Consider the following 13070-nt stretch of genomic DNA (forward strand, 5'->3'; position numbering starts at 1 on the left):
GAATCTGGGCGGCCTTTATGCTCAGAGGAGGGGTAACGGGGGAAGACCCTCCCCGAGGGGTCGAAGACCCGCTTTAACTTGGGTCTAAATGAAACCCCTCAAACCTCCCTGCCAATGGCGAGGGGTTAACTCGTTGGAACCCTCGCCCTTCAGGGCGGGGAGGAGGTCAGTTTAACCTACGTGAGGGGACTTTCTCTCCTGAGAATAGCCCAAATAATTCTTCTCTTAGCGTTTTTATGGCTTTGGAGTGTTTTCGTTGGACTCTACATAAGTGTGAAGCTCAAGGAGCCGATAGTTATAATGAGAGTTTCGAACATCACTCTAACAGCTTTAACGGTCTTCGCCCCAGTTTACTATCCCATTGAAGTTCTTCCAAACTTTGCCCACAAAATTATTCTCTTTTTACCGACGACAAGCTGTGCATACCTAATTCGCTCACTTTATGAGCCATTAAGTGAGTGGAAAATCGCTTTAACGAGCTTAACACTGTGGACTTTGCTTTTCGGAGTTTTGGCCTTTAGGGATGGGATTTTCAAAGAAGAGTGAACACTAGAGGGCACAGCACGGCATTTTTGAGATGTCCCCTTTGAAGGAGAGCGCCGCCAGCTTTATCGCCTCGCTCATCGTTGGGAAGACGTGAAGCGTGTCTATAACCTTATCCACGGTCATTCTGTTTCTAATTACCATAGCCGCCTCGTGGATCATCTCAGCAGCGTTGTAAGCTAAGATGTGAACTCCAAGGATCTCCTTCGTTTTTGCATCAACGACCATTTTTATCAGGCCCTTTTCTTCACCCAGGATCAATGCCTTTGGGACGTTCGAGATCTCTACCGTTCTGCATGAGCATCTTGTAATCCTTTGAGCTTCTCCATCAGTCAGACCAACGCTTGCAAGCTGTGGATCAGTGAATACAACCTCTGGAACAACTCTATAGTCAATTTTAATATTCTTGCCCTCTAACGCGTTTGTTGCTGCAGTAAACCCCTCCTTAGCGGCAACCGTTTCCAACATAGGTTCGCCTACCACATCTCCAGCTGCGTAAATGTTTTTGCCTGCTTTCAGCGTTTCATCCACAACCACCTTTTCGTTGGTTTTCACATTAGTGTTCTCAAGGCCCAAACCGTGAGTATTTGGACTCCTCCCAGTCGCGAAGAAAACGTACTGTCCTTCAAACACCTTCTCTTTTCCCCCTCACTTCAGCATGGACTCTAACTCCCTCTCCAGCTCTTTCAAGGCGTCTTATCTTCACGGAAGTGTTTATATTGACCCCCTCCTCACCTAGAATGTCCTCAAGCTCTATTGCCAGTTCAGGCTCAGCTGTGGGCATTATCCTTATGCTTCTCTGCAGAAGAGTTACCTCGCTCCCGGCCCTCGCAAAGATCTGGGCGAATTCTAAGGCTTGGGCTCTCCCACCGATGATTACAACTGAGTCAGGAGCCTTTTCAAGTTCAAGTGCCTCAATATGGGTCAGAATTCTGTTCTTAACGTCTTCAACACCGTCTATAGTTAAAATTCTTGGCTTTGCACCCGTTGCTATGAGAGCTTTCTTAAATTTAATCTCCCTACCATCTACTACAATTCTATGATTCGACTTAAACCTTGCTGAACCGTTGATATAGTCAACGTTCTCTAGACTCTCCAGAACTTTCTCATACTTCTCTCTCCTTAGCTTTTTTACGAGTTCATCCTTTCCGTCCAGCAGTTTTCTAAAGTCAAACTCCTTAAGGGTGAAGCCTAAGCCGGAGTAATGATTCACTAACGCCCTTTTCTTAAGTTCTAGGGCGGTTAGGAGATACTTAGTAGGAACACAGCCAACGTTTACACACGTCCCTCCAATCGGGCCTCGGTTGACCATGAGAGTCTTTACATCAAGCTCATCCGCTTTTAAAGCCGCAGCAAAGCCCGCCGCTCCGCCTCCAATAATAACAAAATCGTATTCGTTCATCATGTTGTACCTCCACTAACAAAAAATCTGATTCTAGTGCACCAAAAGACTAAGGGAGAAAAAGATCAGTGGCAGCATCCATGTCTTCCGTGGCCATGTTCGTGGGAATGCTTTCCATGTTCGTGTTCCATCTCTTCCCCTTTAATGTATTCTTCCGGGTTAGCTTCAAATTCAGCCTTGCATTCAGGGGAGCAGAAGTAGTAAACTTTGCCATTATATACTGCTTTAAGTTCAGTTCCTTCACTAACTTCCATTCTACATACCGGATCAATGGGCATTTACTCCACCTCAACTTCGTAGCCGTATCGCTCTATTGCCCTTACAATGTCTTCAAGCCTTGTCTTTTCAGGATCGAACTCAACAACGGCAGTCTTCTTCTCAAGGCTGACCTCTCCCTTAGCTCCAACACTCTCAATTGCCTTGCTTATCCTCATAACGCAGTGCTGGCAGCTCACATTAGGTATTTTCAATATAGCTTTCATCATTTTGCCATCACCAGAATTACCTTAGAATAGAACATTTATTGCCCTTATCTTTTTCAAAGTGGGAAAAGTAATCAAAAAAGTTTTAAAAATTGAAATTATAGGGACTCGATAATTTTGATAACCCTTTCCTCCATGGGCTTCATGAGCTTAACTACTTCTTCCCCTGCTATCTTCCATGCCACACTGGGCAAAGTAACGCCGAGGTAGTTTCCGTCCTCCCTACAGTATCCAAAACCCGTGCATGGCAAAAGGGCTCCTATGTTTGGGTCTATCTTCACAAGCTCTGCCACGAGCTCTTTGTCACATATGAATAGGAGATGATAGTCCGCGACAATGCCGTCCTCTCTTTCCACTATCGCCACAGGAATCCTTTCCCCTATGAGAAGGAAACCTTCCTCTTCAAGCCTCTTCTTGAAGCGCTCCCAGAGAAAGTCCAGGTCTTCCTCGAACTTTCTCACGTAATAAAACACTCTCACACCTCCAGGAACATCTTTTTGTCGCTCGTCTCGACCATTATGCACTTTTCAAAACTGTATTCTGCTCCTAATCTCTCTAAAAATTCTCTTATCTCCTCGCTTTCCGCTCCTGGTTGGAACCATAGCTTTTTGAAGCCTACTTCAACAGCCTCCTTCGCCACCTGCAAACCTACTTTAGGTGGAACTACAAAGACTATGACATCTACATCCCTAGGAAGCTCCTTGACACTCCTGTAGCACTTCACGCCCTCGATTTCGTCGTACTTCGGGTTAACCGGGAGAACTTCAAACCCCTTGCCCAGCAGGTCTTTGAGGATTATGTTCCCGTATTTGGTCGGGTTTGGAGTTGCCCCAACCAGCGCTATCTTCCTGAACTCCTTCGCGTTCATTTCTCTCACCAAGCTTGAATTGTCGTTCACCCTTTTTATACGTTTTTGGACAAAAATGTGTAAAGGAGAATCATCCGGTGCTTTTTAATCTGGAATTCCTTGGAGCTAAGGAAGGCTCTTTGCCATATGCCCTCAGCACTAGGTAGAGGCCAAAGATGAGGTAGCCGAACTGGACTATAACCCTTCCCCACTCCATCTTCACCGAGTAGCCGAAGAGGACCGCGAAGATTGAGCCGATGGCCCCCTTGTGGTGGAACACGCTCTCCTTGGGAATGCCGAGGTCGTAGGCTGGCTCTTCGATAAAGCCAAGATGCATTCCCTCTTCCTCTGCCCACTCTATGAGCTCGTGCGTCCCATAGCCGGCCAGCCCGGCGGCAACAAAGACGAGCAGTATCGAGCTGTAGTAGAAGAAAGTCCTCAGGTTTATCCTCATCCCAACTCCGTAGATGAGGTAGCTGAGCGCCAGAGCACCCACTATGCCGACCAGGAGGCCGGTGAGAGCCCCTACAAGGTCCTGGGTGGCGAAGGGAGTGAGGAACAGCACGGTCTCAAGTCCTTCCCTGAATACCACGATAAACGTAAAGCCTATCAACGCCAGCGGGGAGATTGCCTCGCTCACCTTGCTCTCTATCTCCGCTTTTATGTTCCTTCCTTTGGTCGCCATCCAGTATATCATGCTCGTGAGCACCACAACTGCCAGATAAGACGCTATCCCTTCGAAGAGCTCCTTCTCCTCAAGCCCCCCGTAGATTTTCAAGATCGCACCGCCGAGGATCACGCTGGCGAGCACGGAAAGGCCGACCCCAGTCCACACGTCCTTGATCTGCTTTTCCCTTCCGGTACGCTTGAGGTATGCGATTATGATGGCCACGATTATGGCCGCCTCAAGTGCTTCCCTAAACGTGATGAGGAACGCTCCAACATTCATCCTTCCACCTCCAAATTCTTAGGCTAACCTAAAATAAATCGGGTGGCTTATTAATTTTACCTTTGCCAAATTGAAATCTCTGACTCTTGGTTAGGAATTTCCCAGGAGCTTTATTGAACATGATGTTTGTCAAACCTTTGAGGTTTGATTAATGAAGTACAAACAAGCGATTCTCGTACAGAATATATGTTTTCGAACCCTACTCATCCTTGGCCCTTCAAAAGTGCAGAATTGGGGAGGTATAATTTCAAAGTGGAAAAGTGTAGCAGATATTAACCCCACGTATAGTCAAAGGCGCAATTTCGTAGAAGGTGCAAAAGTTTAAAGGCTGACTGCTCCCCGCCGTGAAGGACGAGGCTTTCGAAAGAAAAATGTAAAAAGTAAATAAAAGCAAACTGTGCTCACAGGAGCTCTTCAACGAGGGTTATTACGTTGCTCCTCGCCTTTGACTTTAGCTTCTCTAAGTGGTCGCTCAAGGCTTCTCCGATGCCGTGCACGAAAAGCCTCAGAGCCTCTTCTCTGCTTAATCCTCTAGACTGTAAGTAGAAGAGGGCATCCTCATCGAACTGGGCAACGCTTGATGAATGCGACGCGTTCTCTATCTCTCCAGTATCCACTTCAAGCATCGGCACGCTGACGCCGAGGGAGCCCTCATCCATTATGATGACATGGGAGCTGACCTCACTCGATGAACCTCTGGCCTTCTCGAAAACCTTCGCCACGCCTCTGTGCACGACCCATCCTCCCCTGTAGGAGTAGCCGTTCACCCTCGTCTCGCTTTTGCTTCCTTCTCCATACTGGAGGACGTTGGTGAGGTAGTCAACGGACGAACCTGTTCCCATGGGAATTCCCCTTAGGATAAGCTCACTCCCAGTGCCTTCAAGAGAGTAGTCCTCCCTGTGGTGGCTCATCTTTCCGCCCTTAACTACCGTGAAAGCCCTGACTTTCGATCCATCGCCGAGTGTAGCCCTGAGGAGGTAGTGTGACAGAGCCTTGTGGTTCCCAACGGTCAGGATTTCCGCTTCGGCGTTTTTGAGCCTCAGTTCGACCACAAGGGACTTTGTACCGTTTTCAGAGAGATCGTAGATTATTATGGGTGCATTGGCGTTTTCCACTTCGATGCTGAGGTGGTGGCTTATGAAGGCGTTTTCAGAAAGATGTGAAACTATTACAAAGGGCTCAAGCAGGTTCTTGGTTATCCTAAGCCGGTAAGCTTTTTTGAGGGCATAGAAGTGGAAGCCCAGAATCCTCGACTCCTCCGGTTGGGAAAGACCGAGCGTGCCTTCCGCAAGCTCAACGCCCTCTGGAAGGTCAAACTTTGACTCGCTTCCGGAGAAAATCACATTGGCATTGATTCCCACATCTTCACCCTTCGCTTCGGTCGGGAGCTTGAGGGGCGAGTTTTCTTCAAAGAGATTCCATTTCGTGTAGCTCTTTATTGTAGGGCTGTCACCATACTTCTGGTAGGTGAGCTTTTCAAGGACTTCCAGGGTTATTTTCGGCATATTAAAGTGCCCGCTGGGGAATCCAGAAGAACACATCATCCAACACCCCCAACCTCGCTGAATTCGAGCTCTATGACTTTCTTGAGAACCTCCACATACTCGAACGGCAACCCCTCAAGAATCTCGCTGATAAAACCGAGTACTATGAGGCTCTTGGCTTCTTCCTCTTTTATACCTCTTGAGTTGAGGTAAAAGAGCTTGTCCTCGCTGAGCCTTCCGGTTGTTGCCTCGTGGATTATGCTTGCTGAAGGCTCGTCGTTCTGGTTGTGCGGGTAGGTATAAGCCTTGCTCTTCTCGTCAAGAATGAGGGAATCACATGAGACTGTGGCGGTCGAGTTCTTTGCACCTTTTGCTATCCTCACGAGACCGCGGTAGATGTTTATTCCACCATTGGCGCTTATGCTCTTGGAGACTATCTTCGAACTGGTGTTTGGAGCGAGGTGCCAAGTTTTAGCCCCAGTGTCCTTGAGGTAAGGCCCGTTGCTGAGTGAGACCACGTATTGGGCTGTCCTCGCACCTTCACCCTTGAGGACGCTCGATGGGTAAGTGTAGGTTATGTGACTCCCTATGCTCCCTTCAATCCACTCCACGTAGGCGTTTTCTTCGATTATGGCGCGCTTGTTGTTGAAGTTGATGACGTTCCTGCTCCAGTTCTGTATCGTGGTGAACTTGACAGTTGCTCCCTTGTGGGCATAGATTTCCACCATACCGTCGTGGAAGGAGAAGCCCTTGTACATCGGTGCTGAACAGCCCTCTATGAAGTGAACGTAGCTTCCCTCATCCGCTATAAGGAGGGTGTGCTCAAACTGCCCCTCAAGGGCAGACCCTATAACAAAGAACGCTTCTATCGGGAAGGGAACTCTAACGCCTTTTGGAATGTAGACGAAGGCCCCACCGCTCCAGAGCGCGTGGTGGAGAGCTGAGAACTTGTGCTCTCCCGGCGGGAAGACTTTTCCGAAATACCTCTTGACCAGGTCGGGGTACCTCTTTACGGCCTCCTCCATTGGGAGCATGATAATGCCCTTTTTCTCAAACTCATCTTTGAGCTGAGAATAAACGCTCTCGCTATCAAAGACGGCTGTTAAGCCAGAAAGAAACTTCTTTTCTATTTCCGGAATGTTAAGTCTCTCAAAAGTTTTTCTAATGTTCTCTGGCAAATCATCCCAGTCCCTTACCTCCTTCTGTAGCTCCGGTTTGGTGTAAAGAATAAGGTTGTCCAGATCGAGTTCCTCAATACCAACAACCCATTTGGGCATTGGGAGTCTTTCAAAAAGTTCTAAAGCCCTCAACCTATGCCTAAGCATCCATTCTGGTTCTTTCTTTATTCTTGAAAGTTCCTCAACGGTGTCTCGGCTTATCTTTCCCTTCAGTTCTATTTCCTTAGGATAGGGGACAGCGGTACCAAGTATTTCCTCAAGGGAGCCAGCCTTTAAAATTTCTTCAAGCTTGGAATATTCGCTCATAACGCCTCCACCGCCGCAAAACCCTTCTCCTCTATCATCTTTACCAGCTCAACTCCCCCAGATGCAACTATTTTTCCTTCCTTAATAACGTGAACCCTGCTGGGCTTAAGGTGCTCGAGGATTCTACCGTAGTGGGTTATCAAAAGAATCGACGTGCCTTCTTCGTGAAGTTTGTTTATAACATTGGCTATCATTTTTAGAGAATCCACATCAACCCCGCTGTCGGGCTCGTCCAAGATAAGAAGCTTTGGCTTCACAAGGTATGCCTGGAGCATTTCAAGTTTTTTTCTCTCGCCTCCAGAAAATCCGACGTTCAAGAACCTTGCAAGTATTGATTCATCTAACCCGAGCTCTTGAACAGCATTAAATATGAGCTCATAAGCCTGTATCTCGTCCAGGCCCTTGAGGTTTTTCAAAACCCTCTGAAGAAACTGGATAACCTTGACACCTTCAACTTCCACTGGATGTTGAAAGCTTAGAAAAATCCCCTTTTTGACCCTTTCCTCGGGAGGCATATTGGTTATGTCTTCTCCCTCGAAGAGTATTCTACCGTCTATAACCTGATATCTAGGATGGCCCGCTATGGTTAGAGCAAGGGTGGATTTTCCGCTCCCGTTTGGTCCCATCACGACATGAAGTTCTCCCTTATCAACGGTGAGAGAAATGCCCTTTAGGATTTCTTTGTCTTCCACTTTGACCCTTAAGTTATCCACTTTCAACATGACCATCACCGTCCATTATCGGTACATTTTTGGGTAAGGAAAAATGCTTTTAAAAGTTTTCTACACAGAAGTGAGTAATTTGGGCTTGAAAGAACACCGAATGAAATCTAAACGAATTCCCGGAGATTAGAGAAGATATCTAGAATGAAAGAAAGGAGCAAAAGGAGAACGAAATTACTCCCCGCCCTGCATTAAGATAGTCGGGAGCTTTGGAGCTCTTGCAGCTAATTCTGTATCGAGCATGAATATAATCTGCGGGCTGTCCTTTGCGAACTTTAGCTTATCGAGTATTTTCTTTACGCTTGCCTCTTCCTCAATCTGCTCGTTGATGAACCACTCTAAGAACGCCCTTGTCGGATAGTCCTTCTCCTCTTCTGCGAGTGCGGCAATCTCGTGAATTGACTTGCTTATGAACTTTTCATGCTCATAAGCTGCTTCAAAAGCGTCTATTGGACTCTCCCACTCCTTTGGGGGCTTTGGAATCTCACTAAGCTCAACTCTCCCATTCCGGTCGTAGATATAGTTGTAGAACCTCAATGCGTGGCCCATTTCTTCCTCGGCTTGGGCCTTCATCCAGTTGGCAAAGCCCTCAAGGTTCAGATCGTCAAAATAGGCTGCCATGGCAAAGTAGAGATAGGCCGAGTACAGCTCCTTGTTGAGCTGCTCATTCAGGGCTTTTAACATTTTTTCGCTTAGCATGTTCATCACCAAATTGATTTGGTTTTCCAACTATTTAAGTATTTGGTTCAAATTATTCCTTCTTTTTTCAATTCGTTCCTGATTTTCTCGAATTCCTCTAATTTGCCCTGTGTGACAACTCTTTCAGGTCTGAAGGGGCAGTCACAGTATGGGTATTCAAGGAAGGCATCGTAGGTGCCGATTTTCCTTGCTATGGCAACTATCTCCTCTTTGTCAAATCCCAGAAGAGGCCTGTGAACTGGAAAATCCACGCTCATAGTCTCAAAGTAGAGATTCGTTAGGGTTTGAGAGGCAACCTGACCAAGGGAATCTCCCGTTACTATTCCGAGGGCGCCCTTTTCTTTCGCTATCTCAGCCGCCCTCCTCAGCATGGCAACTTTACAGACCACACATGTCCATTCTCTTCTGTGGAGCTTGTTCAAAGTGACGACGTAGGGTTTGAGAATCTCGAAGTGGTTTTCCACAATGAGCTCTATCGGCTCCGGGGAATAATCATTAAGGATATCCACCACTTTTTCGACAACTTTCTTTGCGTTCTTTCCCTGGTCAAAGTGAACCGCAACTACCTCCGCTCCGCGCTTGAGCATTAAAAAAGCTGCCACCGGTGAGTCTATTCCTCCGCTCAAGAGAACAACAACTTTTCCCTGCGTGCCAACGGGTAATCCACCAACTCCTCTAATCTTTTCAAAGAACACATAGGCTTTACCATCTATTATCTCAATGCCTACGGTAAGCTCCGGGTTCTCGAGATCCACTTTCCATCCAAATCCCTTGACAATAAAAGCCCCTATCTCCCTGTTGACCTCCACTGAAGTTTTCAAGAAAGTTTTATCCAGTCGCTGGGTTTCAACCTTGAAGCTCTTTACATTAAACCCTCTAAGGGCCTCCCTGAGATACGCTGGCACTTCATCGTAGTCCATAACCCTTGCTGGGGATACCGAAACGACTCCGGGGACTTTGGCGATTATCTTGGTTGCTTCATCAGGAGCGTCAACCAGAATCCTTCCCCTTATTACCTTAGCTGTCCCTTCTATCCCCTTTCTTCTGAGGACTTTCTCGATGTTTTCAGCCAGTTTCCTCTCAAACTCCCTTCTTTTTCCGCCTTTTATAGCTATCTCGCCGTACCTTACGATTATCACTTCAACCACCCAGGTATCTTGCAAAGATATTCTTTGCCTCTCTTTCCTCTTCAGCTCCCCTTATTACCATTCTCCCGCTTTTGAAGATCAGTATTTCATAGTCCTCATCCTCGAACTGAATGAACTGGGGAGTTTTTAGATATTCAATGCCGAGCTTTTCGAGCTGTTTTCCAAGCTCGTCGAAATTAACATCCATTTTTTCCGGAGGGGTTACCTGAATCGAGCCATCGCAAAGCCTTTCTATTTTAATTTTCTTCTCCAGGAAAGCGAGCTCTTTCCTTACACATGCTGGACAGTCCTCTCTCCTCGGCATCTCAACTTTTTCAAAATCAAGGCTCTTTGTATCGAAGAATATGAGTTCGCTTTTGACCTCTTCTCCCAGCAAAATCTTTGCTGCAATGCCAACAGCTATTGACGCTGCCAAAGGCGGTACATAGCTCATGATTCCAGCTATTGCACAGGTGGGCATGGGCCTTGAGGGCAATTTTGGCATAAAACACCTAAAACATGCAGTTTTACCGGGGATTATTGGCATTATGTTCCCGTATGTGGCTAAAACCCCAACATAAATCCACGGTTTGTTGTTTTTGATTGCGTAATCGTTTATAACTTGTCTCGTGTAGATGTTGTCGGTTCCATCTATTATCAGGTCAGCTTCATCGAGAAGGTTAACTGTTGAGGGGTTCAAATCTTCAAAGTAGCCTTTAACCCCAAACTTTTCCTTTAACGCATCTACCTTCGGCTTCCCGAGATCTTCCTTCGTGTAGACCGTCCTCGGCAGGTCGCTCTCGTCAACGAAATCCCTGTCTATAACGATTATCTCTCCAACACCGAGCTTGTGGAGGAAATAAACTTCCCAACTCCCTAAAGCTCCCGCTCCTACAACCGCCACTTTGCTCTCGCTCAGCTTTCTCTGCCCTTCAATACCTATAATGGGGAAATGTCTCGAAAAGTCCATCATTTCTCTCACCGAAAAAAGTAGGGAAAGCGGTTTATTAATTTAATTGTTTCAAAATTAAAGCTCCTTGAGAAGCTTGTATATCACCGAGAAATCCAGTTCTTCAAGGTCTCTTTCAAAGGCAAGTCTGTAGAGTTCTCTAACTAAGGCATTCAGCGGGGTTGACTTTTTCGCGCTGACAGCAAGCTCGTGGGTGTAGGAGAGGTCTTTCACAAGGTTTCTGACGGAGAAGTGCGTCGAGTAGTCCTCCTTGAGGAGCTTCTCCTTTTTCGCTTTCAGCACCACCGAGTTGCCCGCTCCGCTCTCAAGGACTTCTATCAGCTCCTCTTTTGGAATTCCTGCCTTTTCTCCAAGGGAGATAGCTTCACCCAGAGCCGCCATGAACGCTCCGAGAACGAAGTTGTTTATCAGCTTGAGCTTCGTTGCCTTCCCGGGCTCCTCAAAGTGGAATATCTTCTTACCGAGCAGCCGGAGGTATGGGAGAGCCCTCTCATACGCTCCCTTCTCACCGCTTACAAGGATAGTTAATTGACCATTTCTAGCCGGAATGACACTCCCAATCACCGGGCTTTCGAGGTAAGATGCCCCGGCGTTCCTGTAAAGTTCGTGGAACTCTAGGACTTTTTCAGGGTGATTCGTGGTGGTATCTATTATCACCTTTCCGCTTAAGTTGGACTTCAAAAGCCTCTGGGAGACCTCCCACACAGCGTTGCTGTCGTAGAGCGAGAGGAAAATCACATCTGCCTTCTCGGCAACCTCCTCTGGTGTTCTGGCGACATTCGTGAAACCCTTTGCTTTCTCTATTGTCCTGTTCCAGACGATAAGCTCGTACTCCTCCGAGAGTCTCTCAGCCATTGCCCTTCCAATATGTCCAAGGCCAATCCATCCTATCATACCCAATCACCTAAGAACGAAATTTTCCAGGGATTTTTATAACCATTGCGTCAAATGAGGGCGTGTTTATAGTAACCTTTATTAGGGTTTTTGCTGAATTCTTTCGGGTGGTTGTCGTGATCCCCAGATGGGATCACAGACTCAAAGACCCTGAAAGCGTGGCATTCGCAATTCTTGACGTTTTAGCAGACTTCGAATCAGAAGGAAAGCTGAAGAACCTGCCAAAATCCAAAAAATTTCCAGTAAAAACAATACTGGCAATACTCCTCTTTAAACAATACTACAACCTACCCCTCAGAGACGCCCAGCACTACGGCAGAAAATTCTTCGGAGCAAACATTCACTACTCAACCCTCCACAACTGGGAGAAAAAGCTGAACCTCGAAGAACTGACAAACCACCTCCTGAAAAAACTCCAGAAATTACCCTACGCCAGCACTCAAGCAGACTCAACCATTATTACAAATAAAAAAAGGGCAGGATAGAAGTTCAGGCAATAACGAGAATCCTGCCGGGTTTACTGTATCCGGTTGCTGTGAAGATCACAACTTCTGAGAACGAGCTGATTGAACTCCTGCCGGGGGGTTCTGGGAATTTTTATGCTGATGGGGCTTATGATTCAAAGAAAGTTCTGAACACTGTGGTGGAAAAGGGTTATCGGCCGATTGTTAAGAAAACTAAGAACGCTCCAGGTGGTTTTGGTAGTAAGAAGAGAGACAGAGTGTTTTCTGAAGAAGAGTACAGGCGTAGGAATCCTCATGAGGGGTTCTGGGGTGCGTTTACAACGTGGTTTGGCAGTAGGATCCCCTGTTTTCTGAAAAAGACTACTGTAACCCGAATCCTGCTTGGGGTAATGTGTTATGGTCTGAAAATCCTCCTCAGAGTCAAATACTGTTTAAATAACAGGGGGTGAAACTAAACACGCCCCGTCAAATGAATGGGCTTTGAGATGGAAAAAGTAACCACAATAAGTTAGGAAAGAGATTCAAAAGGTGGAACGTACCAGGCGTTTTAGCTCTTCTATGAGCTCCCTTACATCTTCGTCAAACGTTTTGTTAATGATGACTTTCTTGAGGAGTGGCTTTTTGCCGTAGAGCTCTTCCATCTGCTCCAAGCACTTCCCAGATCTTCCGGCACAGGTAGTGAAAAACACGACTCTCTTTATTTTGTCTCTGTTCTGAAGCAAGTACGTCCTTATTGCGGGACTCACCTTGCCGTTCCATGTTGGACCACCAAGAATCACTAGGTCGTAGTTAGAGGGGTCTTTTTCAAAGGCAATGTCCGTTGTCTTGCCCATAGTAGCATCATAACCGGCTCTAAGAAACCCAAATATCCCTCTCCGGTTCTTCCTGTCGATTATCTCGTCAAGATTAGCATTCAGAGCCTCCGCGATTCTCCTTGCCGCTTCTCCGGCATGTCCATCCCTTGAATAAAAAGCAACAAGGACTTTCATTTTCTCACGCTCGG

Annotated in this window: 18 protein-coding genes; 3 read left to right on the forward strand and 15 right to left on the reverse strand. The window is 46.8% G+C overall.

Annotated features, from left to right (window positions below; translation table 11 throughout):
* Window positions 1-180: 180 nt before the first annotated feature.
* Entirely contained in the window at window positions 181-546 is a 366-nt protein-coding gene (locus tag THEPK_RS06360; RefSeq protein WP_198011294.1) for a hypothetical protein, read from the forward strand.
* A gap of 3 nt (window positions 547-549) precedes the next feature.
* Here the strand turns inward: THEPK_RS06360 and THEPK_RS13405 are convergent, their stop codons facing one another.
* The 14 genes from THEPK_RS13405 to THEPK_RS06425 all read right to left on the reverse strand — a co-directional run bounded on the left by THEPK_RS13405 (window position 550) and on the right by THEPK_RS06425 (window position 11603).
* Window positions 550-1176: an FAD-dependent oxidoreductase gene (locus THEPK_RS13405; protein ID WP_052315902.1), complete on the reverse strand. Its 627-nt coding sequence runs from the start codon at window positions 1174-1176 to the stop codon at window positions 550-552.
* Window positions 1169-1945 carry an FAD-dependent oxidoreductase gene (locus THEPK_RS13410; RefSeq protein ID WP_198011295.1) on the reverse strand — a complete coding sequence of 259 codons (777 nt, stop codon included), beginning with the start codon at window positions 1943-1945 and terminating at the stop codon, window positions 1169-1171. The genes THEPK_RS13405 and THEPK_RS13410 overlap by 8 nt, the downstream gene beginning before the upstream one ends.
* 65 nt (window positions 1946-2010) lie before the next feature.
* Window positions 2011-2223 carry a YHS domain-containing protein gene (locus THEPK_RS06370; RefSeq protein ID WP_042699678.1) on the reverse strand — a complete coding sequence of 71 codons (213 nt, stop codon included), beginning with the start codon at window positions 2221-2223 and terminating at the stop codon, window positions 2011-2013.
* Window positions 2224-2430, reverse strand: a complete 207-nt coding sequence (locus THEPK_RS06375) for a heavy-metal-associated domain-containing protein (protein ID WP_042699681.1) — start codon at window positions 2428-2430, stop codon at window positions 2224-2226.
* A gap of 95 nt (window positions 2431-2525) precedes the next feature.
* On the reverse strand, window positions 2526-2900 hold the full coding sequence (locus tag THEPK_RS06380; RefSeq protein ID WP_042699684.1) for a DUF302 domain-containing protein: 375 nt from the start codon (window positions 2898-2900) through the stop codon (window positions 2526-2528).
* Window positions 2901-2902: 2 nt separating this feature from the next.
* Window positions 2903-3295 (reverse strand): CoA-binding protein, encoded by a 393-nt coding sequence (locus THEPK_RS06385; RefSeq protein WP_042699686.1) that lies wholly within the window; start codon window positions 3293-3295, stop codon window positions 2903-2905.
* 70 nt (window positions 3296-3365) lie between these two features.
* On the reverse strand, window positions 3366-4223 hold the full coding sequence (locus THEPK_RS06390; protein WP_042699689.1) for an FTR1 family iron permease: 858 nt from the start codon (window positions 4221-4223) through the stop codon (window positions 3366-3368).
* A 401-nt stretch (window positions 4224-4624) separates the two neighbouring features.
* Complete coding sequence (locus THEPK_RS06395; protein ID WP_198011296.1) at window positions 4625-5764, reverse strand: SufD family Fe-S cluster assembly protein; 1140 nt, start codon at window positions 5762-5764, stop codon at window positions 4625-4627.
* Window positions 5764-7191, reverse strand: coding sequence for a Fe-S cluster assembly protein SufB (gene sufB, locus THEPK_RS06400; RefSeq protein WP_042699692.1), 1428 nt, complete (start codon window positions 7189-7191; stop codon window positions 5764-5766). Before sufB ends, THEPK_RS06395 begins: the two co-directional genes overlap by 1 nt.
* Window positions 7188-7913: a Fe-S cluster assembly ATPase SufC gene (sufC, locus tag THEPK_RS06405; protein WP_042699696.1), complete on the reverse strand. Its 726-nt coding sequence runs from the start codon at window positions 7911-7913 to the stop codon at window positions 7188-7190. Before sufC ends, sufB begins: the two co-directional genes overlap by 4 nt.
* Before the next feature lie 174 nt (window positions 7914-8087).
* The gene (locus tag THEPK_RS06410; RefSeq protein WP_042699698.1) at window positions 8088-8612 is read right to left on the reverse strand and encodes a ferritin; all 525 of its coding nucleotides are present in this window, start codon (window positions 8610-8612) and stop codon (window positions 8088-8090) included.
* A 47-nt stretch (window positions 8613-8659) separates the two neighbouring features.
* Window positions 8660-9751: a tRNA uracil 4-sulfurtransferase ThiI gene (thiI, locus tag THEPK_RS06415; protein WP_042699699.1), complete on the reverse strand. Its 1092-nt coding sequence runs from the start codon at window positions 9749-9751 to the stop codon at window positions 8660-8662.
* Between the two features lies 1 nt (window position 9752).
* A complete protein-coding gene (locus THEPK_RS06420; protein WP_042699701.1) occupies window positions 9753-10712 on the reverse strand; it encodes a ThiF family adenylyltransferase in 960 nt (319 codons plus the stop codon).
* A gap of 54 nt (window positions 10713-10766) precedes the next feature.
* Entirely contained in the window at window positions 10767-11603 is an 837-nt protein-coding gene (locus THEPK_RS06425; protein ID WP_042699703.1) for an NAD(P)-dependent oxidoreductase, read from the reverse strand.
* 62 nt (window positions 11604-11665) lie between these two features.
* Here THEPK_RS06425 and THEPK_RS06430 point away from each other — a divergent pair, with 62 nt between their 5' ends.
* Entirely contained in the window at window positions 11666-12088 is a 423-nt protein-coding gene (locus THEPK_RS06430; protein WP_156882076.1) for a hypothetical protein, read from the forward strand.
* A 50-nt stretch (window positions 12089-12138) separates the two neighbouring features.
* Window positions 12139-12516: a hypothetical protein gene (locus tag THEPK_RS06435; RefSeq protein WP_042697605.1), complete on the forward strand. Its 378-nt coding sequence runs from the start codon at window positions 12139-12141 to the stop codon at window positions 12514-12516.
* 72 nt (window positions 12517-12588) lie between these two features.
* Here the strand turns inward: THEPK_RS06435 and THEPK_RS06440 are convergent, their stop codons facing one another.
* On the reverse strand, window positions 12589-13056 hold the full coding sequence (locus THEPK_RS06440; RefSeq protein WP_042699706.1) for a flavodoxin family protein: 468 nt from the start codon (window positions 13054-13056) through the stop codon (window positions 12589-12591).
* Between the last annotated feature and the right edge of the window lie 14 nt (window positions 13057-13070).

It is taken from the genome of Thermococcus sp. PK, from assembly GCF_000430485.1.
GTDB lineage: Archaea > Methanobacteriota_B > Thermococci > Thermococcales > Thermococcaceae > Thermococcus_A > Thermococcus_A bergensis.

Coding starts and splice junctions, on each gene's coding strand:
- THEPK_RS13410 (WP_198011295.1), bottom strand. CDS start 1,945: ATGAACGAATACGATTTTGTTATTATTGGAGGCGGAGCGGCGGGCTTT.
- THEPK_RS06370 (WP_042699678.1), bottom strand. CDS start 2,223: ATGCCCATTGATCCGGTATGTAGAATGGAAGTTAGTGAAGGAACTGAA.
- THEPK_RS06375 (WP_042699681.1), bottom strand. CDS start 2,430: ATGATGAAAGCTATATTGAAAATACCTAATGTGAGCTGCCAGCACTGC.
- THEPK_RS06385 (WP_042699686.1), bottom strand. CDS start 3,295: ATGAACGCGAAGGAGTTCAGGAAGATAGCGCTGGTTGGGGCAACTCCA.
- THEPK_RS06390 (WP_042699689.1), bottom strand. CDS start 4,223: ATGAATGTTGGAGCGTTCCTCATCACGTTTAGGGAAGCACTTGAGGCG.
- THEPK_RS06395 (WP_198011296.1), bottom strand. CDS start 5,764: ATGTGTTCTTCTGGATTCCCCAGCGGGCACTTTAATATGCCGAAAATA.
- sufB (WP_042699692.1), bottom strand. CDS start 7,191: ATGAGCGAATATTCCAAGCTTGAAGAAATTTTAAAGGCTGGCTCCCTT.
- sufC (WP_042699696.1), bottom strand. CDS start 7,913: ATGTTGAAAGTGGATAACTTAAGGGTCAAAGTGGAAGACAAAGAAATC.
- THEPK_RS06410 (WP_042699698.1), bottom strand. CDS start 8,612: ATGCTAAGCGAAAAAATGTTAAAAGCCCTGAATGAGCAGCTCAACAAG.
- THEPK_RS06420 (WP_042699701.1), bottom strand. CDS start 10,712: ATGATGGACTTTTCGAGACATTTCCCCATTATAGGTATTGAAGGGCAG.
- THEPK_RS06425 (WP_042699703.1), bottom strand. CDS start 11,603: ATGATAGGATGGATTGGCCTTGGACATATTGGAAGGGCAATGGCTGAG.
- THEPK_RS06440 (WP_042699706.1), bottom strand. CDS start 13,056: ATGAAAGTCCTTGTTGCTTTTTATTCAAGGGATGGACATGCCGGAGAA.